The following is a 24,570-nucleotide window of genomic DNA, read 5'->3' on the forward strand; positions in this document are numbered from 1 at the left end:
TCGGGCACCTGAAGGACGACTGCGGACTACGGCGGAACTGGCTCAAAGGATCGGAAGGGGATGTGCTGCATCCGGTGTTGTGTGCCGCCGGCTACAACCTGCGCTGGTTGATGCGGGCCATTGCCCGGTTGGGACTGAAGGCCCTTTTTGCACTCTGGCTTCTGGTCGGGATGCTTGAGCGGGTGGTCAGTGACGAGGGGGGCATGGCCGCCGGGTCGGCGGCTGGCGGCGGTGAATTGAATATTTCAGGACCGACTAAGTGGGCGTCGACATTTTCGTGTAAAGGGTGGTTGGGAATGGACCATTATATTGGTGACGCCTGTTTTTTCCATATTCGCCAAACGGGCAATCCTTTTATCGGACTTTTATCGTTTGTGGCGGGCGTTTATGGCGGGCGGTTAAAAATAACCAGACCCCGGCGGGGAAATCCCAATAAAAAACCTCCCGGCTCCTGTCGGCGCCGGGAGGTTGTCGCGAACGCTTACAGGCTGGCGACGTCGAGCGCCATCGCCTCGGCCGCGCTCTCGCGCACATTGGCGAGCAGCGTCGGCACCTGCGACAGCAGGCGCGCGGCGAAGAACTGCGCGGTGACCCGCTTGGCCGCCGCGAACGCGACGTCGCCGCCGGCCTCGGCGGCGCGCACCATGCGCAGCCAGTTCCAGCCGAGATAGGTCAGCGCGAACGCGCGCAGGAAGTCGACGCAGCCGAAGGCGGCATCGTCCGGCGTCAGCTTGTACGACTCCTGTACCCAGCGCGTCGTCGATTCCAGCTCGGCGACGGCCTTGGCGAGCGGCTGGGCGATGAAGTCCGGCGCCATCTCGAGGTCGGCGCGCACCGCGGCGAAGAAGCGCTTCGGCAGGCGGCCGCCGTGCAGCATCAGCTTGCGGCGTACCAGGTCCATCGCCTGGATGCCGTTGGTGCCTTCGTACAGGCAGAGGATCTTCGAGTCGCGGACGATCTGCTCGATGCCGTGCTCGCGGATGAAGCCGTGGCCGCCGTAGACCTGCACCGCCATCGACGCCAGCTCCACCGCCGAATCGGTGCAGAAGGCCTTGACCAGCGGCGTGTTCAGCTCGACCCAATCCTGCGCTTCCTCGCGCGCGGTTTCATCGGCGGCGTGGTGCGAGGCATCGACGTGCATCGCGGTCTCGTAGCAGAGCACGCGCGCGCCCTCGGTGATCGCCTTCATCTGCAGCAGCATGCGGCGCACGTCGGGGTGATGGGCGATGACGTCGCCGCCGTTGAAGGCCTTGCCCTGCTTGCGGTCGAGCGCGTAGCGGATCGCGTTCTGCGTCGCCAGCTCGCACTGACCGAGGCCCTGGTAGCCGACCATGATGCGGGCCAGGTTCATCATCACGAACATGTTCTGGATGCCCGTGTTCGGCGCGCCGATCATCCAGCCGCGGGCGTTCTCGAACGACATCGTGCAGGTGCACGAGCCGTGGATGCCCATCTTGTGCTCGATCGACACGCACTTGACCGGGTTGCGCTCGCCGAGCGAGCCGTCGGCGTTGACGAGAAACTTCGGCACGACGAAGGTCGACAGGCCCTTGATGCCGGCCGGCGAGTCGGGCAGGCGGGCGAGGACGAAGTGGACGATGTTGTCCACCATGCCGTGCTCGCCGGAGGTGATGAAGATCTTGCTGCCTTCAAGCAGGAACGAGCCGTCGGCCTGCGGATAGGCCTTGGTCTTGACGGCGGCGAGGTCCGAGCCGGCCTGCGGCTCGGTCATGCACATCGTGCCCGACCATTCGCCGGTCGCCAGCTTCGGCAGGTAGGTATTCTTCTGCTCGTCGGTGCCGTTGGCGGCGATCGCCTCGAAGCAGCCCTGCGTCAGGCCCGGATACAGCGCGAAGGCCACGTTCGCCGAGCACAGCAGCTCCTCGATGACCTTGCCGAGCGTGTACGGCAGGCCGGCGCCGCCGTATTCCTGCTTCTGCATGATGCCGATCCAGCCGGCCTCGGCGTAGGCCTTCCAGAATTCCGGGAAACCGTCCGGAATCTTCACGGTATGGTCGCCGTTGTAGACGCAGCCCTGCGCATCGGACTTCGGATTGAGCGGCGCGAGCTCGTTCTCGATCAGCTTGGCGGCTTCTTCGACGAGGCCGGTCAGGGTCTCCGGCGTGGCGTCCTCGTAGCCCGGCAGTTCGGCCAGGCGGCTGACGCCGAGGACCTGATTCAGAACGAAGTTGATTTCCTTGAGGGGCGCCTTGTAGCTCGCCATGCGCGGATTCCTGCGGTTGCGTGGGTTTTGGGGGGCGCCAAGGCTAGCACAGGGGACGCACGCTTAGGCCTATCCGCGCGGGTGGGTTGACGGTGGCGCAACAGTCATATTCCGGCCCGAAGCGCATCGGCCGGGGCGCGGCCCGTCACGTTCGTTGCGGGGGCTTCGGGTAAACTTCGGCGTCTCCGATGAAAGCCAGTTGGGAACCGTCCGCCGTACCATGAAAGTCCTTCTGACCGGTGCCGCCGGCTTCGTCGGCATGTACTGCGCCAAGGCGCTGCTCGAGCGCGGCGACGACGTGGTCGGCTTCGACAGCGTCAACGACTATTACGATCCGGCGCTCAAGCGGGCGCGCCTGGCGCAGTTGCGCGGGTTTCCGCAGTTCCGCTTCGTGCAGGCCGATCTGGCCGACAAGGCGGCGCTGTTCAAGGTCTTCGAGAGCGAGCGGCCGGACGTGGTGCTGCATCTGGCCGCGCAGGCCGGCGTGCGCTACTCGCTGCAGAATCCGCAGGCCTACGTCGACAGCAACCTGACCGGCTTCGTCAACCTGCTCGAGGCCTGCCGCGCGCATCCGGTGCGGCACCTGCTGTTCGCCTCGTCGAGCTCGGTCTACGGCGCCAACACCAAGGTGCCGTTCGCGGTCACCGACCATACGGATCATCCGGTCAGCCTGTACGCGGCGACCAAGAAGGCCAACGAGGCGCTGGCGCATTCGTACAGCCATCTGTTCGGCATTCCGGCCACCGGCCTGCGCTTCTTCACGGTCTACGGGCCGTGGGGGCGTCCCGACATGGCGTACTTCTCGTTCACGAAGGCCTTGTTCGAAGGGCGTCCGATCGAAGTCTTCAACCATGGCGACATGGAGCGCGACTTCACCTACATCGACGACATCGTCACCGGCGTGGTGCGGCTGCTCGATCGGGTGCCGCAAGGCGATCCCGCATGGACCGGCGATCCGCCGGTCGCCGGCCACAGCCGCGCGCCGTACCGCCTCTACAACATCGGCAATCACTCGCCGGTGCGCCTGATGCACTTCATCGAAGTGCTCGAACGGCTGACCGGCCGCGTTGCCGACAAGCAGTTCAAGCCGATGGCGCCCGGCGATGTGCTTCGGACCTACGCGGACGTCGAGGATTTGCGCCGCGACGTCGGGTTCGAGCCGTCGACGCCGATCGAGGCGGGGCTGGCGAGGTTCGTGGATTGGTATCGGACGTACTATCAGGTGTAAGCGGCCGCGGCCCCATCTCTTTTCAGTCACGCTCCACGACACATGAAAATCACCGTCTTCGGGTCCGGGTATGTCGGATTGGTCACTGCCGCCTGTCTTGCCGATGTGGGCAACCAGGTCGTCTGCGTGGACGTGGATCCGGAGAAGATCGCGACGCTGAAAGCCGGGCACTGTCCGTTCTACGAACCGGGCATCGACACGCTGCTGGCGCGCAACGCCAAGGCCGGACGTCTCGGGTTCACGACCGATGCGGCCGAGGGCGTCGCCCACGGCGAGATCATTTTCATTGCCGTCGGCACGCCGCCGCAGGAAGACGGTTCGGCCGACCTGCAGTATGTGCTGGCGGTGGCGCGGACCATCGGTGAGCACATGGATGGCTACCGCGTCATCTGCACCAAGTCGACGGTGCCGGTCGGGACGTCGGCCAAGGTGCGCGAGGCGCTCCGGGCCAGACTCGCCGAGCGCGGCGCCGAGCTGCCGTTCGATGTGGTCTCGAACCCGGAATTCCTCAAGGAGGGTGCCGCGGTCGACGATTTCATGCGGCCGGATCGCATCATCGTCGGCACCGACAGCGCGCGGGCACTGGAACGCATGCGGGCGCTTTACGCCCCGTTCAACCGCAATCACGACCGCGTGATGGCGATGGACGTGCCGTCGGCCGAGCTGACCAAGTACGCCGCCAACGCGATGCTGGCGACGCGCATCAGCTTCATGAACGAGCTCGCCCTGCTGGCCGAGAAGGTCGGCGCCGACATCGAGAGCGTGCGCCGCGGCATCGGCTCCGATCCGCGTATCGGCTTCCACTTTCTCTACGCCGGCGCCGGCTACGGCGGCTCGTGCTTTCCCAAGGACGTCAAGGCGCTGATCCGCACCGGCCAGGAAGAAGGACAGACGCTGCAGGTGCTCACGGCCGTCGAAGCGGCCAATGATGCGCAGAAGCACGTCCTGTTCGAACGCATCGAGCGCTATCTTGGCAGCGTTCGGGGCAAGACCATCGCCGTCTGGGGGCTGGCCTTCAAGCCGAACACCGACGATATGCGCGAGGCGCCGAGCCGGGTGCTGATCGAGGCGATCTGGGCGGCGGGCGGCAAGGTCCGCGCCTACGACCCGGTCGCCATGGAGAACACCCGCAAGATCTATGGCGAGCGTGCCGATTTTGCGCTGGTCCATTCGCCGGAGGAGGCCTGCGAGGGCGCCGACGTGCTGGCGATCGTCACCGAGTGGGCGGTGTTCCGCAGCCCGGATTTCGGTGCGCTCAAGCGCCTGCTGCGCCAGCCGGCGATCTTCGACGGCCGCAATCTCTACGATCCGGCGGTGCCCGCGGCGGCCGGCTTCCACTACCAGTCCATCGGCCGGCGGACGCTCGCCGCCGGCTGAGGCTTTTTCCGTCCCGGCGATCCGCCGGCACATGCGGCATAATCCCGCGCTCTTTCGCAGCGCAACTGGAGTTTTTCGTGTTGGATTTCCTGATCAGCCCCGCATTCGCGCAGCAGGCCGGCGCCGCTGCCCCGCAGAGCCTGCTCGGCGCGTTCTGGCCGCTGCTGGTGATGATCCCGCTGTTCTACTTCCTGCTGATCCGTCCGCAGAGCAAGCGCAACAAGGAACTGCGCGACATGCTCGCGAAGATTGCCAAAGGTGACGAAGTGGTGACGACCGGCGGTCTGGCCGGCAAGGTCGTCGGCCTCGGCGAGACGTTCCTGACGATCGAGATCGCCGACAACGTGCAGGCCAAGATCCAGAAGTCCGCCGTGACCGGCGTCCTGCCGAAGGGCACGCTCAAGGCCCAGTAAGCGCCGCGGCGCTTCACGGCGGCTCCGCCCGGGATCTTCCGCGCAGGCTCGACAACCGAACGACGATGAAACCCTACTCGACCTGGAAATACGTGCTGCTGATCGCGGCACTGCTGTTCGGCCTGATCTACGCGGCGCCGAATTTCTACGGTGACGATCCGTCCGTGCAGATCTCGCTGGAGAGCGGCGACGCGCTGCCGGCCGACTTTGGCGACCGGGTCGCGGCCGCGCTCCAGGAAGGCGGCCTGGCGCCCAGAGCCAGCGGTGTGGAGAACGGGCAGTGGGTGGTGCGTTTCGACGCCGCCGACCGGCAGCTGAAGGCTGCCGACCTGCTCAAGGAAAAGCTCGGCCGTGACTATGTGGTCGCGCTGAACCTGGCGTCGAAGACGCCGGCCTGGCTGCGGGCGATCGGCGCCAGGCCGATGAATCTGGGCCTCGACCTGCGCGGCGGCGTGCACTTCCTGCTGGAGGTCGACATCGACGAGGTTCGCAAGAAGGCCGTCGAGCGCATCGTCACCGAAGTGCCGGCCTTGCTGCGCAAGGAAGACATCCGCTACACCGGCCGGCGGCAGACCGATAGCGCGGCGGTGCTGGAGTTCGCCGACAGCGAGCGGCTCGAGGCGGCGCGCCGCGCGATCGCCAAGAACTTCGCCGAGTACCAGCTGACGACGCCGCCCGATGCGCCGCTGGCGCTGCAGATCTCGCTGTCCGACAAGGAAGCCAAGCGCATCGTCGACTTTGCGGTCCAGCAGAACCTGACGACGCTGCGCAACCGCGTCAACCAGCTGGGCGTCGCCGAACCGCTGGTGCAGCGGCAGGGGACCAACCGCATCGTCGTGCAGTTGCCGGGCGTCCAGGACACCACCCGCGTCAAGGATCTGCTTGGCGCGACGGCAACGCTGGAATATCGCGCGGTCGCCGACCAGGACGCCGCGACTGCCGCGGCGACCGGCGCGATTCCCGCCGGCACCGAGCTGTTCTACACGCGCGGCGACCACCGTCCGTACCTGCTCAAGCGCGAGGTCATCGCCGGCGGCGACAATCTGGTCGACGCGGCCTCGACCGTCGACGAGAACGGCGGGCCGGCGGTCAGCGTCACGCTCGACGCGACCGGCGCCAAGAACATGTTCTCGTTCACCGAGAAGAACGTCGGCAAGCCGATGGCCGTGTTGTTCAAGGAACGCGAGGTCATCACCAACTACAACGCCAAGGGCGAGCCGATCCGCGAACATCGCGAGGTCGAGGAGATCATCTCCGTCGCCAGCATCCGCGGCGTGTTCGGCAAGCGCTTCCAGACCACGGGCCTGTCGAGCAAGGAAGCGCATAACCTGGCGCTGCTGCTGAAGGCCGGCGCACTGGCAGCGCCGGTTGATATCGTCGAAGAGCGCACCGTCGGTCCGAGCCTCGGCGCCGACAATATCCGTAAAGGGTTCACCGCCGCGGCGCTGGGCCTGACCCTGGTTGCGATCTTCATGGTGCTCTATTACCGCGTGTTCGGCCTGTTTGCGGTCGGCGCGCTGTTGCTCAACCTGGTCCTGCTGGTCGCCGTGCTGTCGTTGCTGCAGGCGACGCTGACGATGCCTGGCATCGCCGGCGTGGTTCTGCACATGGGCATTGCGGTGGACGCCAACGTGCTGATCTACGAGCGTATTCGCGAGGAGCTCCGCAACGGCGCGAAGCCGCACCATGCCATCGAGGCGGGCTACGAGCGAGCGTTCCTGACGATCGCGGACGCCAACGTGACCGTACTCATCGGCACTGTCGTGCTGTTCGCGCTCGGCGCTGGCCCGGTCAAGGGCTTCGCGATCACGCTGGCGATCGGCATTCTGACCTCGCAGTTCACGGCGATCGTCGGTTCCCGCGCACTCGCGCAGCTGTGTTTCGCCAAGCGTCCGCTCAAGGACGTTCCGATCTGGTAAGCGAAAATTCCTGGCCGGCGCTTATTCAGGGCGCCGGCCATCCCGCTCAGGCCGCACCGCGATGCATGGGCTGGGTTTGATCAAGAGAATAGGTTGCGCCAGAGGGTCGGCGACACTGAGGCCAAATTCATGAAATTCTTTGCCCGCGTCCCCAAAATCAACTTCATGGCCCAGCGCAAGGTGGGCCTGGTGGCGTCGTCGATTCTGACGGTCGCCGCCATCCTGCTGATCGTCTTCCGTGGCCTGAACTTCGGCATCGACTTCACCGGGGGCGTGCTGGTCGAGGTCTCGTACCCGAAGAGCGTCGAACTCGACAAGGTCCGTCAAGATCTGGCGGGGGCAGGGTACGAGCGTGCCATCGTCCAGTACTTCGGCGCGTCGTCAGCGGTCCTGATCCGACTGCCACCTGCCAGCAGCGAAAACTCGTCGCAGGTCAGCACGCATGTGCTTGAGGCGCTGCACGCGCAGGACAACGACATCACGCTGCGCCGCATCGAGTTCGTCGGCCCGCAGATCGGCGAGGAACTCTTTAGCGCGGGCGGCCTGGCGTTGCTGTTCGCGTTCATGGGTATCGCTGCGTACATCATGTTCCGCTTCGAGTGGAAATTCTCCGTCGGCGCGATCGCCGCGCTGGTTCATGATGCGGTGATGGTGCTGGGCTTCCTGTCGATCTTCCAGGTGGAGTTCGATATCACGACCTTGGCGGCGATCCTGGCGCTGATCGGCTACTCCAACAACGAAACCATCGTCATCTTCGACCGCATCCGCGAGAACCTGATCTCCGAGCGCCGCAGCGGCATCCTCGATATCGTCAATCTCTCGGTGAACCAGACGATCCTGCGCTCGGTCATCACGCACTTGACCACGCTGCTGGTGCTGACCGCGTTGCTGGTCCTGGGCGGCTCGACGGTACACAGCTTCTCGGTCGCGCTGATCGTCGGCGTCATCGTTGCGACCTACTCGTCGATCTATGTCTCCACCAACCTCGCCGTCGCCCTCGGCGTCTCCCGCGAGGACCTGCTCCCCCCGAAGGACAAGGAAATCGACGAGATGCCTTGAGCCGTTCGCCGAAGGGGGCGTTTTTTCGAACTTTCGTTCACGTTGCATGCATGTTAGAGGCGCTTTAATTGCAGAGGCGCCAACGCTAAGTGTGCGCTGAAGGTCCCCCAGTTCGGGGGCTTGTTCGGATGAGCGAGCTATCACACTTTAGCGGGGGGGGCTGTGGCATGCTTAATGCTGCTTTGCACCATGAAGGATTGGGGTTAGAGTGATTGCCCCTGTTTGGTGCGAGCAACTTTTCGGGGACTTGGCGCGTTTGCCAAGTCTAAGGGAATAAAAATGTCGTTCCGGGCCCTGCTAGGGGCCCTGGCGAGGGGTCTCATGGAAGGTGGTCCAGCGACTGGCCCGCTGCAAACGCGCGAGCTGGAGATAGATGGGCAGTTTCACACGGAGGCGTCGAGCTTCCAGCGCCGCTCATTTGTCGTGAAGGGACGGTCGCTTTCGCGGCCGACCCATAGCGAGCAAATTCGGCAGGAAACGCTCGGCTTTTATCGGCGAGGAGGCAAACGCCTGTTCGATATCGCGTTTTCAGCCTCTTTTCTCTTGCTTGTCGCGATTTGGCTATTCCCGCTGATTGGCCTTGCCATTCGACTCAATTCTCCGGGCCCGGTTTTCTTCCGGCAAAGGCGTGTGGGCCTCAACGGCAAGACTTTCACCTGCTTCAAGTTCCGGACCATGACGCATGATCCGGCGCGTGGCTTTATTCAAGCGCAAAAGCAGGATTCACGCATCACCCGAGTGGGGGCGGTTCTTCGGCGCACCAACCTCGACGAGATTCCGCAGTTTATCAATGTCCTAATCGGCGACATGTCGGTGATTGGGCCCAGGCCGCATGTTCCGGAACTCGACGCCGTGTTCTGCGATGTCGTTCCAATGTACGGTTTGCGCAATGCCGTTAAGCCCGGAGTATCGGGGCTCGCGCAAGTATCTGGTTGCCGAGGCGAAACACGCAGCGTAAGGGAAATGACGCACCGCGTCCGCTTTGACGTGTTTTACTCGCGCAACGTTGGCTTCGTGCTCGACGCGAAACTAGTGCTGCTAACCGTCTTGCGTGCCATTCAAGGCGACGAAAAAGCCTACTAAAAGACGCGCCAGAAAGCGATCACGGAGACTGCGAGAGCGGCACGTGGTTGCAACTCAGATGTAAATCTGCTGCGACAAGCGTTTTTTTGCTTTGGATTCCGCCGGTTCGTTGATCCAGAGTTGCTGGCTCAGGTATCTTGCGAAGGCCCTTCCGGGGCGGGCACGAACAATCTTAATCAGGGGCTATCTATCCATGTCGTCAAGAAATGCCGCTCTCGGGGTTTCCGTGTTGCTGGTCGCACTGCTTTCCGGCTGCGCCCTAGTTCCGGGCTTGCGCGTTAGCGCGAGCGGCAGTCATCCGGATGCCAATCCGGGGTATGAAGTTATCCAAATTACGCCTGAGGTCTTGAGTCAGCAGAAACAGGCTTCGGAGGCGGCGCTGTCCGACGAGCAGACGCTGACTCCCGCTGATCCTGCGGAGGCCCCCTCTGAATATGTCATCGGGCCGGGCGATGTCCTGCAGATCATCGTTTGGGACCATATGGAGTTGACCAATCCTTTTGGTGCTGTGACACGTGATCCGGTGAGTGCCGGCCAGCTGGTGGCTGCAGACGGAACTTTCTTTTTCCCCTATGCAGGCATTCTTTCGGTAGCAGGTAAGACGGTGCAGCAGATCCGCGCGGAACTGGCGGCCCGACTGCAGTCAGTCGTGACAAAGCCGCAGATCGATGTTCGCGTGGCCTCTTTCCGCGCAGGGCGCGTTCAGGTCACTGGCGAGGTGAAAAATCCGGGCCTCGTGACGATGGATGACACCGTAAAAGGCGCCTTGGAAGCAATTAACGAGCGCGGCGGACTCAGTTCGACTGCGAGCCGCCGGGAGGCTCTGTTGATTCGCAATGGCAAGAGTCATCGCATTGATCTGGCCGGCTTGCTTTCGGGTACGCGCCCGGCCGTCAATCCGAAGCTGTTGCCGGGCGATATCGTTCATGTGCCCGATACAAGCGACGATCAAGTTTTCGTGCTTGGTGAGGTATCTCGTCAAGGGCCCGTAGTGCTTAGTCAGCAGCAATTGACGTTGATTGAAGCGCTCACAAAAAGCGGAGGGCTGGATCGCACCACTGCAAATGATTCCGGTGTGCTGGTTTTTCGTCGGCCAGAGCAGCCTGGGCAAGTGGCGCAGATTTTCGCTCTCGACCTCTCTTCTCCGACTGGATTGTTGCTGGCGGGTGAATTTGATCTGGCCTCGCGTGATGTGGTTTACGTTAAAGCGACCAAGTTTGCGCAGTACAACCTCATCATCAACCAACTTCTGCCTACGATCACTGCGGTCTATCAAATCGACGCTCTGACCCAGTAAATCCGTCTTCTTCGTGCCGTGAATGGCGGTAATGGAAAACTGGTCCGCGGCGATCCGTGCGCGTGGGCACACATTAAAACTATTGAAGCGTTGTTAATATGACATCAGAAGTGAATTCGCCGTATCAGGTTCAGATCGGTGCGGCGGAGGAGGGGGATGAGCTCGATTTGCGCGCGCTCCTTGCTGTGCTTTGGACTGGCAAGCTGTCGCTTGCCATATCTGTTGCCGTCGTGCTGTTTATAGGGGCTGTCTATCTGATTGCCGCCAGACCTGTTTTCACTGCCGACGGCCTTGTTCAGGTTGAGCAGAATGATCAAACCGGCCTGTCGTCATCGATGGGCGATCTGGCGTCGTTGTTCGGCGCGCCGATGGAGACGGCTGCCGAAATCGAGATCCTGCAGAGCCGGATGATCCTCAACAAGGTCATCGACAGCCTCGATCTGGAGATCGACGCGCAGCCGCACTACTTTCCACTGATTGGCCGCTTCATTGCGCGTATGCGGTCGGATCTTGAGGAGCCGGCTCCAGCGATGTTGGGCCTCGACAGCTTCGCGTGGGGCGGCGAGACGATCGAAGTCGCAACCCTGAACGTGCCCGAGAATCTGGTCGACGAAAAGCTGACGCTCGTCGCGGAAAAGGATGGCGGATACCAGCTTCTCGATCCGGACGGCGCCATCTTGCTCAAAGGCAAGGTTGGCGAATCTGCGGCAGATCATGGCGTACAGATCTTCGTGCGGGCGTTGAGCGCGCGTCCCGATACCCGATTCACCCTGATCCGCTACCCGCTGGACAAGATCCTGAAGAAGTTCAGCGAGGATCTGAAGGTTTCGGAGCAGGGCAAGCAGTCCGGCATCATCAGCCTGAGCTACGAGGACTACGATCCTGAACGCGTGGCGAACGTCATTCGCCATATCGAAGATGCGTACGTGCGCCAGAACGTCGAGCGCCGCTCCGCCGAGGCGCAGCAGTCACTGGACTTTCTGCAGCAGCAGTTGCCGGACATCAAATCGCGGGTCGATGCGGCGCAGGCGCGGCTCAATGCCTATCAGATGAAGCAGGGTTCGGTCGACGTCACTAAGGAAACCGAACTGGTCCTGCAGCAGTCGGTTGATCTGGAGACCAAGCGACTCGAACTGGTACAGCAGAAGCAGCAGGCCCTGCAACGCTTCACGGCACAGCACCCGGCCGTGCAGGCGATCGACGCGCAGATCAAAGGCATCGAGCAGGAGCAGGATCAGATCAAGAAGCGGTCGTCGAACCTGCCGGAGACCCAGCAGGAAGTGCTGAGCTTGATGCGGGATCTGGAAGTCAACACGCAGATCTACACCACCTTGCTGAACTCCACGCAGGAGCTTCAGGTTGCCAAGGCAGGCACGGTAGGCAACGTCCGCATCATTGACTATCCCCTCGTGCCCGATAAGGCGGCGAAGCCCAAAGCCGCGCTGGTTCTCGCGGCGTCACTGGTACTCGGTGTGCTGGCCGGCGTCGCCTATCTGTTCCTGAAGAAATCACTGTTCCACGGCGTCGACAAGCCAGACGAGCTCGAACGTGCATTGGGCCTGGCGACGTACGCGGCGATTCCGTATGCGCCCACGCAGCGCCGTCTGGCGACGGCCGTGCGGCGCCGCGCACAGGGCGTCCATATCCTTGCGGCGGCTGATCCAACGGACGTGGCGGTGGAGGCGCTTCGCAGCTTCCGCACCTCGCTGCAGTTCGCCCTCATGGAAGCGGCAAACAACGTCGTCATGTTCACCGGCCCGACGCCGGGCCTGGGCAAGTCTTTCGTATCGGTCAATCTCGGCGCGGTGCTGGCTGCGAGCGGCAAGAAAGTGGTGGTCATCGACGCGGACCTGCGCCGCGGCCACTTGCACAAGTACATCGACGTATCGGCAGCGCCCGGCTTGAGCGACTACGTCGCCGGCAATGCGGATGTGGTCAAGGTGATCAGGCCGACGCCGGTGCCGGGCATGAGCATGATCACCAACGGCACGACGCCGCCGAACCCGTCTGAGCTGCTCATGCACGAGCGCTTTGCGGAGCTGCTGCAGACTCTCTCGTCGAAGTTCGATCTGGTGATCGTCGATACGCCGCCAATCCTGCCGGTGACGGATGCCGGGATCGTCGGACGTCTGGCCGGCAGCGTCTTCATGGTGCTCAAGGAAGGCGAGCATCCGATGCGCATGGTGGAGGAGTCGGTTCGCCGTCTGCGGCATGCCGGCGTGCAGCCGCGCGGCGCGATCTTCAATCAGGTCGGCGCCCGCGGCGGCGGCTACGGTTACTACAGCTCCTACACGTACTCGTACCAGAGCGCGTATCAATCCGAGAAACGCTGACGGCGATGCCGCAGACGAGCAAATCGAAACGTCGATCACTCATCCAGGTTTCACCGTGACCCGCAAAGGAATCATCCTCGCCGGAGGATCAGGCACACGACTGCATCCGCTGACGCACTCGGTCAGCAAGCAGCTGATGCCGGTGTACGACAAGCCGATGATCTACTACCCGATCAGCACGCTGATGCTGGCGGGCATTCGCGACATTCTTGTCATCACCACGCCGCGTGACGTGGCGGCGTTCCAGCATCTGCTGGGCGACGGCAGCCGCTGGGGAATGAACTTCAGCTATGCCGAGCAGCCGAGCCCGGATGGCCTCGCGCAGGCCTTCATCATCGGCGAGGATTTCCTTGGCAACTCACCCGCGTGCCTGATTCTCGGTGACAACATTTATCACGGACACGGACTTCCGGAGCTGATGGCGCGCGCTGACGCCCGCAGCGAAGGCGCGACGATCTTCGGCTACTGGGTGCGCGACCCCGAGCGCTACGGCGTCGTCGAGTTCGCCGCTGACGGACGCGCAGTCGATATCGTGGAAAAGCCGGAAAATCCAAGATCCCACTACGCCGTTACCGGCCTGTACTTTTACGACAACGACATCGTGTCTGTTGCCAAGCAGGTGCGTCCGTCGCCGCGTGGCGAACTTGAAATCACGGACGTCAACAAGGCCTATCTCGCGAAGGGCAGTCTTCACGTCGAGCTCATGGGCCGCGGCTTCACATGGCTGGATACCGGCACGCACGAATCGCTGCTCGATGCCGCCAACTTCATTCACGTGATGCAGGCCCGTCAGGGCTTGCAGATCGCCTGCCCGGAAGAGATCTCCTGGCGCGCCGGCTGGATCAGTGACGAGGAACTTCTTAAGCAAGCGGCGCCGCTGCGCAAGAACGGCTACGGTCGATACCTTGCCAGCCTCGTCGAGTCCGGCCAGAGCTGACGGAAGCTTTCCGTGAACGTCATCGAAACCGCACTGCCCGGCGTGCTCATCTTCGAGCTCGAGAGTTTTGGGGACGAGAGGGGATTCTTCATCGAGACCTTCCGCGAGTCGGTCTGCAGGCAACACGGCATTCCCGCATTCGTTCAGGACAACCAGTCCCGGTCGCGCTTCGGCGTGCTGCGGGGCTTGCACTACCAGCTCGAGCAGCCGCAAGGCAAGCTGGTCAGAGCGGCGCGCGGTCGAGTACTCGATGTGGCCGTTGACGTTCGGCTCGGCTCGCCCACGTTCGGCCAGCACGTGGCCGTTGAGCTCGATGATGTCACGCACCGGCAAATCTACATCCCACCGGGCTTTGCGCATGGATTCGCGGTGCTTTCGGAAGTGGCCGACTTCGTCTACAAGTGCACGGACTACTACCATCCGGCGTCCGAGGCCGGGATACGCTGGGACGATCCGCGCCTGGCGCTGCCTTGGCCAGCCGAGCTGAAGGCGCAGCTGCAAGTCTCCCAGAAGGACGCGCAGTTGCCGCTATTGGATGAACAGCGCCCCGAGCTGCTGCCGAAATACCCGGGATAAGCCATGTCGATCGTTGTGTGTGGTGCGGCCGGCCAGGTAGGTTTCGAAGTGACCCGGCGCGCGCCGGGAGCCATTGCGCTCGGTCGGCAGGAACTCGACATATCGGACGCAGCCGCCGTGGATCGTGTGATGGACGCGCTGCGGCCGCGGGTGGTCATCAACGCGGCGGCTTATACGGCCGTCGACAAGGCCGAGTCTGACGCGGACAGCGCGCGGCGCATCAATGCCGATGGTCCGCGTTACCTGGCGCGCGCTTGCGCACGTCATGGCGCCGCTCTGCTGCACCTTTCGACCGACTACGTCTTCAACGGCGATGGTGGTATTCCCTGGATGCCGGACAGTGCCGCTGCGCCGCTCGGCGTCTACGGCCTGACCAAGTTGGAGGGCGAGCAGGGCATCCGAGAAGAACTCGCACAGCACATGATCCTGCGCGTGGCCTGGGTTTTCGGCCCGCATGGCGTCAACTTCGTCCGCACCATGGTGCGCGCGGCCGGCCAGCGCCCGGAACTGCGCGTAGTCTCTGATCAGATCGGCGGACCGACTTATGCCGGCGACATCGCAGACACGCTGCTGTTGCTGGCCGGCGACATCGCAGTGGGCCGCGCGCGGCAGTGGGGCACTTATCACTATTGTGGCGCACCGACTGTCAGTTGGCACGCTTTTGCCAAGACGATCATCGAGCGTGCGGTGCGGCACGGGCTCCTGACGAAAGAGATCCCGGTGATCCCGATCAGCACCGCTGAATACCCGACGCCGGCACGCCGCCCGCACAACTCGGTGCTGGATTGCAGCGTAACGCTGTCCGTGCTTGGAATCGCCCAGCCCGATTGGCGGGTTGGACTTGAAGAAACATTGAAGATCTGGAAAAGCGAACAGTCATGACGTTTCAGCCGAAGAACATGCTGGTGACCGGTGGAGCCGGATTCATTGGCAGCAACTATGTCCATTACATGCTCAAGAGCGATCCGACAGTGCGGATCGTCAACCTCGACCTGCTGACATATGCGGGTGATCTCCGCAATCTGGATGGCCTGCCGGATCCGCAGCGGCATCATTTTGTCCAGGGCGACATCTGCGACGCGGAGCTGGTTGCGCGTCTGTTGCGCGAGCACGAGATCGACACAGTGGTGCACTTCGCCGCTGAAAGCCACGTGGATCGTTCGATCAGCGGCCCCGGCGAGTTCGTTCGCACGAACGTTGTCGGCACCTACACCCTCCTGGAAGCCTGCCGCCAGTACTGGTTGAACGAACGCAAGCTCGGAAGCGAGCAGGTGCGTTTCCACCACATCTCGACCGATGAGGTTTACGGCAGCCTGGGTCCGGACGACCCGCCGTTTACCGAGACGACGCCCTACGCCCCCAATTCCCCGTACTCGGCGAGCAAGGCTGGCTCTGACCATCTGGTGCGGGCGTACCACCACACGTACGGGCTGCCGACCACGACGACGAACTGCTCGAACAACTACGGCCCTCGCCAGCATGGCGAGAAGTTCATTCCGACCGTCATCCGACATTGTCTGGAGCAAAAGCCAATCCCCGTTTACGGCAACGGCAGCAACATTCGTGACTGGCTCTATGTCGAAGACCACTGCTCCGGTATTGATGCCGTGATTCGCCGAGGAGGTCTCGGGAACACCTACAACATTGGCGGCGCGAATGAGCACGCGAATATCGACATTTGTCGGCTGATATGCCGATTGATGGATACTCGCTTTCCTGAGCGCGGTCCGCATGAGCGTCTCATAACTTTCGTCACTGATCGCCCAGGACACGACTGGCGATACTCGATCGACAACCAGCTCGTGTGCTCGGACCTATCGTGGAGTCCGAGCCAGTCATTCGAGACGAAGCTGCGTGAAACGCTCAATTGGGTTCTGCCAAGGGCCGAGTAAAGCAGAGAATGTCAACGCGAAGCGAAATCATGAAGGGCGCTTCGCTTGCGCTCTCGGTAAAGATCGCCGCTGCGGGTGCTGGCTTTGGCCTGAATCTTCTTGTCGCGAGATTGCTTGGTGCGTCTGGCTCGGGCGCATTCTATCTGAGCTTCACGCTCGTCACATTCCTCGCAACTTTAGGGCGCCTTGGGCTTGATAATCTTATTGTTAAATCTGTTGCAGCAAACCAATCCGTACACGCAATTACGACGATCAGAGCTATCTTTTTCTCATACCTCAAAAAGGTAACGAGTGTCTCTGTAGTCATCGCAATCGCCGCTATCGCAAGTATTCCACTTTCGAAGAACGCACTATATGACGAGCAAACTTCGCCATGGCTATTGGCGATTATGGCTGCTGCTATCCTGCCAACGGCAATATTCAATTCTTTCGCGTACGCAACGCTAGGATTAAAGCGAGCTGTCGAAGCGATTGTATATATGAACTTGCTGGTGCCGCTGCTTACTTCGGCGCTCTGCTTCGGTTTGGTTCCCCGAATGGGAGTCCTTGGTTCAGCTGCCGCCTATCTAATCGCTGCTACGGCCTGTGCACTCGTTGCCTTTCTGAGATGGCCGTTTAAGGAACGCGCAGTACTTCCCGAGAAGGATCGCCACGCTGTTGCTGAGTTTTGGCGTGCCTCGCCTCAGTTTTTTGGGGTATCCGTCAGTCAGCAAGCTATTCTGTGGGCTCCTACACTTGTTCTTGCCCACTTTGGCAGCAATAGCGATGTTGGGATCTATTCGGCAGCCAATCGAACGGCGATGGTGGTTATTTTCATACTCGTCGCCACCAATAGCGTCGTAGGCCCCCGGTTCGCGGAGCTGTATCGAAAAGGTGACCTAAAGAAATTGTCCACTACTGCGAGAAATGCAGCCGCTCTTATGGCTATTGCCGCATTACCTGTGATCGTTGTGATTGAGGCGTTCGCAGGGCATATCATGTCAATATTTGGGCAGGAATTTTCGTCCGGAGCTCCAGTTCTTCGAATAATGGCGCTCGGTCTGTTTATTAATATAAGTGCAGGTCCCGTAGGACACATACTTCTCATGTGCGGCGGTGAGGCGGAAATGAAAAAAATATTCGTGATATGCGCTGTTTTTACAGTATTCGTGGCGCCACCCGCAATTATAGCTTGGGGGGCCATCGGAGCAGGCTCTGTGACCGCCCTTTCGCTCGCGGCACAAGCTCTTATTTCAGCTTATATAGTTATAAAGAAGTATAAAATCAGTATATTCTAATTAATATGGAAAAGCGCTTGGTGCTGATTCTGCTTTATGCGTGGCCATTTTTTGAGCTGCTTCAAGGCTATCTTTACGCAGACGAATCGAAAAGCATAACTAATTTGGCGGCAATTTCCGTTCAAGTCGGGGCGCTCCTGTGCGTTGCTGTTCACGGAGTGAAGCATAGGTCTTTTACGCCAATAGCAATTCTGAGTGGCTACGTTATAGTTGTTGAAGTGATAAGAATAATATTTTATGGCCACGGCGCAAAAGAGATGTTATTTGATCTATCGCCGCTAGTTCGCGGGCTCTTTTTATTTTTTTCTATAGATATTTTCCTTGAAAAATTTAAACTTGAGAGCTCCGTAAAAAAATACATCTTTTACAGCTGGTTAATGGTATGTCTTCTAATAGCGTTCTCCGCTGTCTCGGGCGTGGGGCTAAAAACGTACGAGAAATTCGATTCCGGCTACAAATTCTATTTCGCGGCGAACAATGAGATTACTTTGGTGGTCGCGTTGTTGGCAGTTTACCTTATCATCAACAGTGGTATTTTACGCGCCGCCTTTGTCTTGGTGGTATCTGCTGTGACCTTCCTCGTTATTGGAACAAAAGGGGGGTTCTTATACATTGTTGTGGGAATCTGCGCCTTTTATTTTTCGCGCGCCATGCTCGAACGCAACGTTGGAAAGACAGCTTTCCTGTTTTCATCCTCTGCAGCACTAGTGGTATTGATACTGGCAAATGTTGATTTTTTTCTGCAAGCCTCTATAGGATTTCTATCAACCTATAGCTCCGGGGCGAGCAAGCTTCTTGAGAAAATCGAGTATGTTGGGGCGTACAGTGCTCTAGTTGGCGAGCGAGACGGCTTGGTATTAAGCGCTCTTGCGGCGTTTTGGAACGGATCCATAACGCAGCAGATTTTTGGCTTGAGCTTCTTTGAGTACGCGAAATCGTTCTACATCTGGAACGAGCCGAGGTTTGCGGAAGTGGACGGCGTTGACGTTTTATGTGGATGGGGTTGGCTCGGTTTCTTCTTGTATGTGCTTTTTTTTCTATTGCTCTACAAGCGTGAAATGGCCGCTGGTAGCCGCAAGCCAGGAGACACCGCAATTAGTATTGACGTTAAGCCGGCCGCAAGGAACATGGCGTTAATAACTGCATTTCTTGTAGCGGGGAACACTGGCGGTCATGCGGTTCTATTCAGCTATCCTATGGTAGCGTTCGCCTTAGTTCTCGCACGTAACGGACGAGCGGTCTAGCCGCTTGGGTGCTGCGGAATATCAGGTGCTTTCGGAGGGCAGATCATGAAGATTTTTGTTCGAATACGCTTCGTGCTGCTCGTTTTTTCTTTTTCGTTTTCTTTCTGTGGACCAGCGTCCGCTTGGTCTCAATATCGCGGATTTAATGTCAACGCCGCGATTGTTACCGAAGCGGATTTTCGGGACATGCGGGACTTCAACGTGAATGTCGCGCGACTCAACTTTAATAAGATGCCCTTGATAAAAGGGCGCGCACCTTTTGATGTTAATGAAGAAGCTGTGGCACGCCTAGACCGAATAGTGGGATGGGCAAATGCCTACCGAATCGGCGTAATTATCGATCCGCATACACCTCCTGGTACGTTGCGAGATGATACGATGCAGCCCAACGATGCTTTTTGGAAAAGCCAGGAAATGCAGGATGCCTATTTGGCAATGTGGAGCTTTCTGGCGGAACGATATTCCAAAACTGATGCAGTTGCTGGCTATGATCTCCTGAACGAGCCTGCAGTTCCCACAGACCTTTCCGGCAAAGGTTGGAAAAGCTGGAACTCTTTAGCTGGACGATTGATAGCGGCGATCCGCGAGAAGGATGAACATCATCCGATAATTTTAGAGCCAGCGGTAGGCAGAGGGCGGGACCTGCGATGGGTTAATAGATTCGATGGCGTGTCCTATATAAATCTCGTAAATTATAAAAATATTGTTGTGAGCCCACATTTTTACGATCCACAGCCATTTAGCCACCAAGGAGTTCTAAAGAAATTCAGTAAAAGCATTCAATATCCTGGCTTCATAGATGGCGAGCAATGGGATGCCAATAAGGTTGATAGTATCCTTGCTCCGGTGGATAGATTTCAGAAAGCCACAAACGTGCCCATTTTTATAGGCGAATTTAGCGCTTCACGCTATGCTGGCGCGGCGAGCGAAAGATATCTAAAAGACTTGATCGACGCCTTCGAAAAGCGCAATTGGGGGTGGGCGTATCATGTTTTTCGGGCGGCTCCTGTGTGGGACCCAGAGTTGCCCGATACCCGAGATTCTGTAAGCAAAAGAAGTAGCGATTCTCCAAGAATGAAACTTTTGAAAAGTTATTTTGTGAAGAATAATAAGACAGAATGACTAGATGACCGAAAATCCATTCAGCCCAATGCCGGAGGCAAATTTCAAAATGAATTCTGTACTTTTGGCCGGCCAAAATTACAGAATCGGAGGAGGGTCTGATCGGTATTTGGTAGAGCTCGGCAAGGCCCTCGAAGGATGCGGTCTTGAAGTCATACCTTTTGTCGCGGCCCAAGAGGAGAATCTTCCGAGTCCATGGAGTGATTACTTTCCGCAAGGTGCGCGATTTGAATCGCCGTCATTATCTGATGCTTTTAATTTTATTTATTCTAAATCATCTCGACAATCACTGGAAAAACTTCTAAGTGTGAAGAAGGTGAATGTAGCGCATCTCAATATCTATTACGGAAAGCTGACGGCATCGATATTGGATCCACTGCGTAGGCGTGGAATCCCGATCGTTCAGACATTGCACGAATACAAGCTGATTTGCCCGGTCTATACACTGGTTAGTGGAGGGCAGATTTGCGAGCGGTGCTCCGCGGGTTCTTATTGGAACTGTGTTGCTCGTCGTTGCAATAGGGGCTCGTTGGCCCGGTCGATGCTCAGTACCGTCGAGTCTTATGTGTCTTCTCATTCAGGAGCAATCGCTCTTGTCGATCATTTTATTGCTGTAAGTGAATTCTCTCGCGGCAAACACATTGAGCGCGGTGTTCCTGCGTCCAAGATAACCGCAATCCCCAATTTTGTTACACTTGAAGGGGTTGAGCCAGAAGCAGCCGTCGGCGATTACGTACTCTATTTCGGACGCGTCGAGAGGGTGAAAGGGGTCTTTACATTGTTGGAAGCCGCGGCACTGATGCCGACGGTTGAGTTCTTGATTGCGGGTAGTGGGAATGCGCTTGATGAGCTAAAGGCTGAGGCAGCACGACGTCAGGTCGAAAATATTCGCTTTCTCGGACATCTTTCGGGCGCTGATCTCGAAACAGCTATCAGGGGCGCACTTTGCACAGTGTTGCCCGCCGAATGGTACGAACCGTTTGGCTTGACGATCCTCGAATCGTTTGCTCGCGGTCGTTGCGTGGTGGGAAGTCGGATCGGGGGTATTCCTGAGATTATTGTTCATGGCGAAAACGGACTGCTTTTTTCGCCTGGCGACGCTGCCGAGTTGGTCGAGCATTTGAGTTTTCTGGTCCGGAATCCAAAGGTTGCTGCTCAAATGGGGCGTGCCGGCCGGCTGCATGCCGAGCGGAAATTTTCATGGCGCGCGTATTTTGAAAAACTAAAAGAGGTCTATCGGCACGTGGGCGTGTCGTTATAGATGTCTCTTTTCTCTTGGGGTTTACCAGCGTAATGGTTGCGCAAATTGATCGTGCCTACATAGAGGCTAGGCCAACAAAGACACTGTCGCGCATGCTGAGCTATGCGCTGTTCGAGGGGCGTCCGATAACAACTGCCGGGCAGTGGATCAATCCCTTCGTTTTTGGGTTGTTGTGGCTCCAACGGCATGTTGCGGCGCCTCGTAAAGTCAGGAGGCCAATATTTATCATCGGGACCGGCCGTAGCGGCACGACGATTTTAGGGGTCGTCATGTCGATGCACAAAGATGCCGCATTCCTGAACGAGCCGAAGGCCGTCTGGCACTCTGCTTTCGGGAGCGAGGATCTTATCGGCAGTTATGGCAAAGGGAGGGCCAATTATTGCCTTTCGGAGGCTGATGCCTCTCCTGCCGTAATCAAGGCGATGAACCGGATTTATGGCTGGTATCTGACCGCTACCTTGTCTCGGCGCGTCGTCGATAAGTATCCTGAGCTGGTTTTCCGGGTGCCCTTCGTTCGTCGCATATTTCCCGATGCGAAGTTTCTATTCCTGGTGCGCAACGGATGGGATACCTGCCATTCCATTCAGCACTGGTCGGAACGGCTTGGAGTGAATGAAGGGCAGGAGCGGCACGATTGGTGGGGCGTCAATAACAGAAAGTGGGCGCTGCTGATTGATCAGGTTGCATCGAAGGATCCTGATTTCGCGCCGCATCTCGATGAGCTGCGAAATTTGCAGAAGCACACGGACATGGCAGCCGTGGAGTGGATTCTGACCATGCGCGAAGGACTGCGACTTCAAGCGTTGCTTCCGGACGCAATCCAGACAGTCAAATACGAGCACCTGGTTGCGGACCCCAGGCTCGTGCTTCGCCAGATTTGCGACTTTTGCGGACTCGAGGAGGACCCGACCTTTTACGGCTACGCCGAGAAGGTCCTCAGGCCGGCAAAGCCGGTTGCTCCTTTTGAGTTGCACCCGCTCATCGAGGCGCCATTCCATCAGACGATGCAGGCTTTGGGATATGAGCAAGTTGAGCAATAAGACGAGCGGATCGTGAAGAAGATTTCGATACTTGGTACTAGAGGCGTTCCCGCTGGCCACGGTGGCTTCGAAACGTTCGCGGCACGCCTTGCGCCGTATTTGCTGGAGCGTGGCTGGCGGGTCACGGTGTACTGCCAGGAGGACGGCGAAGGCAGCATTCATGAGGATGAATGGCAGGGAGTTCGTCGCGTCCATATCCCGGTGGCGCGCGCCGGGGCGGCAGGGACCATGGAGTTCGATTGGGCGTCAATCTCGCATCTGTTGCGCGAGCCGGAGCCGGGTCTTGCGCTGACCTTGGGTTACAACACGGCATTGTTCTGCGCGCGCCTGCGCATGCGCGGCATTCCCAACCTGATCAACATGGACGGTCTGGAGTGGAAGCGCGACAAGTGGAGTTTTCCCGCGCGGGCTTGGCTGTGGCTCAACGAACGGGCGGGCTGTCTGCTTGGTGACCACTTGATTGCCGATCATCCGGAGATTGCGAACCACCTCGCCACGCGTGTGCGGCGAGAGAAGATCACGATGATTCCGTACGGCGCGGACAGCGTGACAGCAGCCGATGCGGGACTTCTGCAGCGCTATGGCCTGGAGCCGGATCGTTTCGCGGTGGTGATCGCCCGTCCAGAGCCGGAGAACTCGATTCTGGAAATCGTTCGTGCGTTTTCTGCCAAACCGCGCGGCATCAAACTCGCAGTGCTTGGACGCTATTCCGACGAAATTCCTTTTCAGGCCGAGGTCAAGCGCAGCGCGAGCGATGAGGTGATATTTCTCGGAGCCATCTACGATGTCAATGCTGTTTCAGCGCTAAGGCTTCTCAGCCGGGCGTATGTGCATGGTCATCGCGTTGGAGGAACAAACCCATCTTTGGTAGAGGCGCTTGGCGCTGGCTGCGCGGTGATCGCGCACGACAATCCGTTTAATCGCTGGGTTGCAGGACCGCGTGCAATGTATTTTGCTGATGAACGGGGTTGTTCGGAAATATTCGATACACTCGCGCACATGACACCGGATGCGCTGGCCGTTATGCATGCTGCGAGCCGTGAACGGCATAATCAGTGCCTGACTTGGGATGCGGTGCTTTCTCAGTATGAAGCGCTTCTTTCCGAATGGAAAAATAAGCTTTCAGCTAATTGATTTTTGTTTTTTGAGTGGTGTGATGGGCGACGTTACTCCGAAATTGAGTGGCACCATGATTGAGAGTCCGACCGAGACTGACGTAGGTCGGACGTGAAGAAAGCGCACAGCGGAGAACAATGGAAATTAAGCCAGCATTTTAACTCCTGCAAAGGTGAGTGCCGTTGCGATAGCGATTCTGAGAAAAGCGTCGGGCGCTTTTGTGCTGACAGTGGCGCCGAGTAGCACGCCGGGAATCGATCCCGCGAGAAGGGTCATCATCAATACGTAATTCACATTGCCCAATAACAGGTGCCCGATACCTGCGATAAAGGTCAGCGGAACGGCATGAATGATATCGGTGCCGATCAGTATGCTGGGCTTCATCCGTTTAGGGTAAAGATATAGCAGCATTACGGCGCCCAGAGCGCCCGCGCCGACCGATGTGAAAGTCACCAAAAAGCCCAGTATGGCGCCGGCCAAGACGGTGAGTCCGGGCTGCAGGCGTTTGAACTGAGTGGGCGCTCGATCGCGTAGTGTATTGCCTAGGGCATGGAATTGCTTCTTGAATAGCGTCGCCACAGCGCTGAGGATGAGCACCGCTCCGAGCAGCGCCATCATATTGCTGTCGTGATATCCGGAGATGCCGCTGAAGTGGAGCCATATCAGCGTGAGAACAGCGGCTGGCATGCTTCCGTAGAACAGTCGCCGGACTACTTCCCAGTCCACAGTGCCGTGCCTGTTGTGCACAGATCCGCCGACTATCTTTGTGATTGCGGCAACCCATAGATCAGTTCCTACAGCGGTGCGTGGTGACACGCCGAATAGCAGAACCATGATCGGCGTCATGAGGGCTCCGCCCCCAACGCCGGTGAGGCCCACAAGAAACCCGACTCCGAGCCCCGCTACGGAGTCGGCCCTGAACAACCCGCCCGCCCCTTACCCGGCGCGGGCTGAGCACCCTTGAGGCCTTGCCGAATCCTCCAGTTTCCAGTGCAATCGCATTCACTTTCTGGAAGATTTGGAGCGCAGGTTTTCAATGACCACCCCGGACTTTTTCCGCGCCCGGCTGGATGCGATGATCGATCTGCGTCACCCGCTCGCGGTATTGGCAACCCGCATGCCGTGGGCCGAGATCGAATCGGCGCTGGCGCCGTGCTTTGCCCGTCAGGACC

The 24,570-nt window shown here is 59.2% G+C and carries 20 protein-coding genes; 18 read left to right on the top strand and 2 right to left on the bottom strand.

Annotated features, from left to right (window positions below; translation table 11 throughout):
• Positions 1–481: 481 nt before the first annotated feature.
• Complete coding sequence (locus tag H149_RS0118005; protein WP_020651172.1) at positions 482–2,224, bottom strand: acyl-CoA dehydrogenase family protein; 1,743 nt, start codon at positions 2,222–2,224, stop codon at positions 482–484.
• A 220-nt stretch (positions 2,225–2,444) separates the two neighbouring features.
• On the opposite strand from H149_RS0118005, the gene H149_RS0118010 reads away from it, so the two are divergent.
• From H149_RS0118010 to H149_RS22940, 18 genes are all read left to right on the top strand, one after another.
• Positions 2,445–3,452, top strand: coding sequence for an NAD-dependent epimerase (locus H149_RS0118010; RefSeq protein ID WP_020651173.1), 1,008 nt, complete (start codon positions 2,445–2,447; stop codon positions 3,450–3,452).
• Positions 3,453–3,494: 42 nt separating this feature from the next.
• Complete coding sequence (locus tag H149_RS0118015; RefSeq protein WP_026353294.1) at positions 3,495–4,829, top strand: UDP-glucose dehydrogenase family protein; 1,335 nt, start codon at positions 3,495–3,497, stop codon at positions 4,827–4,829.
• An 80-nt stretch (positions 4,830–4,909) separates the two neighbouring features.
• Positions 4,910–5,242 (top strand): preprotein translocase subunit YajC, encoded by a 333-nt coding sequence (gene yajC / locus H149_RS0118020; RefSeq protein ID WP_020651175.1) that lies wholly within the window; start codon positions 4,910–4,912, stop codon positions 5,240–5,242.
• Between the two features lie 65 nt (positions 5,243–5,307).
• Entirely contained in the window at positions 5,308–7,161 is a 1,854-nt protein-coding gene (gene secD / locus H149_RS0118025; protein ID WP_020651176.1) for a protein translocase subunit SecD, read from the top strand.
• A 129-nt stretch (positions 7,162–7,290) separates the two neighbouring features.
• Entirely contained in the window at positions 7,291–8,220 is a 930-nt protein-coding gene (gene secF / locus H149_RS0118030; protein WP_026353295.1) for a protein translocase subunit SecF, read from the top strand.
• Between the two features lie 321 nt (positions 8,221–8,541).
• Positions 8,542–9,303: a sugar transferase gene (locus tag H149_RS0118035; RefSeq protein ID WP_211213634.1), complete on the top strand. Its 762-nt coding sequence runs from the start codon at positions 8,542–8,544 to the stop codon at positions 9,301–9,303.
• Positions 9,304–9,532: 229 nt separating this feature from the next.
• Positions 9,533–10,600 (top strand): polysaccharide biosynthesis/export family protein, encoded by a 1,068-nt coding sequence (locus H149_RS22925; protein WP_169518374.1) that lies wholly within the window; start codon positions 9,533–9,535, stop codon positions 10,598–10,600.
• Positions 10,601–10,710: 110 nt separating this feature from the next.
• Positions 10,711–12,933, top strand: coding sequence for a polysaccharide biosynthesis tyrosine autokinase (locus H149_RS0118050; RefSeq protein ID WP_026353297.1), 2,223 nt, complete (start codon positions 10,711–10,713; stop codon positions 12,931–12,933).
• A gap of 55 nt (positions 12,934–12,988) precedes the next feature.
• Positions 12,989–13,870 carry a glucose-1-phosphate thymidylyltransferase RfbA gene (gene rfbA / locus H149_RS0118055; RefSeq protein WP_039749439.1) on the top strand — a complete coding sequence of 294 codons (882 nt, stop codon included), beginning with the start codon at positions 12,989–12,991 and terminating at the stop codon, positions 13,868–13,870.
• A gap of 12 nt (positions 13,871–13,882) precedes the next feature.
• Positions 13,883–14,446 (top strand): dTDP-4-dehydrorhamnose 3,5-epimerase, encoded by a 564-nt coding sequence (rfbC, locus tag H149_RS0118060; RefSeq protein WP_026353299.1) that lies wholly within the window; start codon positions 13,883–13,885, stop codon positions 14,444–14,446.
• A 3-nt stretch (positions 14,447–14,449) separates the two neighbouring features.
• Entirely contained in the window at positions 14,450–15,328 is an 879-nt protein-coding gene (gene rfbD, locus H149_RS0118065) for a dTDP-4-dehydrorhamnose reductase (RefSeq protein WP_026353300.1), read from the top strand.
• Positions 15,325–16,338, top strand: coding sequence for a dTDP-glucose 4,6-dehydratase (rfbB, locus tag H149_RS0118070; RefSeq protein ID WP_020651185.1), 1,014 nt, complete (start codon positions 15,325–15,327; stop codon positions 16,336–16,338). The genes rfbD and rfbB overlap by 4 nt, the downstream gene beginning before the upstream one ends.
• A gap of 29 nt (positions 16,339–16,367) precedes the next feature.
• Positions 16,368–17,615 carry a lipopolysaccharide biosynthesis protein gene (locus H149_RS22930; RefSeq protein ID WP_169518375.1) on the top strand — a complete coding sequence of 416 codons (1,248 nt, stop codon included), beginning with the start codon at positions 16,368–16,370 and terminating at the stop codon, positions 17,613–17,615.
• Positions 17,616–17,632: 17 nt separating this feature from the next.
• Complete coding sequence (locus tag H149_RS23500; RefSeq protein ID WP_169518376.1) at positions 17,633–18,859, top strand: O-antigen ligase family protein; 1,227 nt, start codon at positions 17,633–17,635, stop codon at positions 18,857–18,859.
• Between the two features lie 45 nt (positions 18,860–18,904).
• Entirely contained in the window at positions 18,905–19,981 is a 1,077-nt protein-coding gene (locus H149_RS22935; protein WP_083931117.1) for a glycoside hydrolase family 5 protein, read from the top strand.
• Between the two features lie 4 nt (positions 19,982–19,985).
• Positions 19,986–21,242, top strand: coding sequence for a glycosyltransferase family 4 protein (locus H149_RS21660; RefSeq protein WP_083931119.1), 1,257 nt, complete (start codon positions 19,986–19,988; stop codon positions 21,240–21,242).
• Positions 21,243–21,334: 92 nt separating this feature from the next.
• Positions 21,335–22,282, top strand: a complete 948-nt coding sequence (locus H149_RS0118075) for a sulfotransferase family protein (protein ID WP_020651186.1) — start codon at positions 21,335–21,337, stop codon at positions 22,280–22,282.
• Between the two features lie 9 nt (positions 22,283–22,291).
• A complete protein-coding gene (locus H149_RS22940) occupies positions 22,292–23,416 on the top strand; it encodes a DUF1972 domain-containing protein (protein ID WP_083931121.1) in 1,125 nt (374 codons plus the stop codon).
• A gap of 126 nt (positions 23,417–23,542) precedes the next feature.
• Here the strand turns inward: H149_RS22940 and H149_RS0118080 are convergent, their stop codons facing one another.
• Entirely contained in the window at positions 23,543–24,322 is a 780-nt protein-coding gene (locus H149_RS0118080; protein ID WP_026353302.1) for a sulfite exporter TauE/SafE family protein, read from the bottom strand.
• Positions 24,323–24,570 lie beyond the last annotated feature (248 nt).

The organism is Solimonas variicoloris DSM 15731, assembly GCF_000382285.1.
GTDB classification, from domain to species: domain Bacteria; phylum Pseudomonadota; class Gammaproteobacteria; order Nevskiales; family Nevskiaceae; genus Solimonas; species Solimonas variicoloris.

Excerpts from the sequence above, each read along its gene's own strand:
- H149_RS0118005 (WP_020651172.1), bottom strand. The coding sequence starts at position 2,224 with ATGGCGAGCTACAAGGCGCCCCTCAAGGAAATCAACTTCGTTCTGAAT.
- H149_RS0118010 (WP_020651173.1), top strand. The coding sequence starts at position 2,445 with ATGAAAGTCCTTCTGACCGGTGCCGCCGGCTTCGTCGGCATGTACTGC.
- H149_RS0118015 (WP_026353294.1), top strand. The coding sequence starts at position 3,495 with ATGAAAATCACCGTCTTCGGGTCCGGGTATGTCGGATTGGTCACTGCC.
- secD (WP_020651176.1), top strand. The coding sequence starts at position 5,308 with ATGAAACCCTACTCGACCTGGAAATACGTGCTGCTGATCGCGGCACTG.
- secF (WP_026353295.1), top strand. The coding sequence starts at position 7,291 with ATGAAATTCTTTGCCCGCGTCCCCAAAATCAACTTCATGGCCCAGCGC.
- H149_RS0118035 (WP_211213634.1), top strand. The coding sequence starts at position 8,542 with ATGGAAGGTGGTCCAGCGACTGGCCCGCTGCAAACGCGCGAGCTGGAG.
- rfbD (WP_026353300.1), top strand. The coding sequence starts at position 14,450 with ATGTCGATCGTTGTGTGTGGTGCGGCCGGCCAGGTAGGTTTCGAAGTG.
- rfbB (WP_020651185.1), top strand. The coding sequence starts at position 15,325 with ATGACGTTTCAGCCGAAGAACATGCTGGTGACCGGTGGAGCCGGATTC.
- H149_RS22930 (WP_169518375.1), top strand. The coding sequence starts at position 16,368 with ATGAAGGGCGCTTCGCTTGCGCTCTCGGTAAAGATCGCCGCTGCGGGT.
- H149_RS22935 (WP_083931117.1), top strand. The coding sequence starts at position 18,905 with ATGAAGATTTTTGTTCGAATACGCTTCGTGCTGCTCGTTTTTTCTTTT.
- H149_RS21660 (WP_083931119.1), top strand. The coding sequence starts at position 19,986 with ATGACCGAAAATCCATTCAGCCCAATGCCGGAGGCAAATTTCAAAATG.
- H149_RS0118075 (WP_020651186.1), top strand. The coding sequence starts at position 21,335 with ATGCTGAGCTATGCGCTGTTCGAGGGGCGTCCGATAACAACTGCCGGG.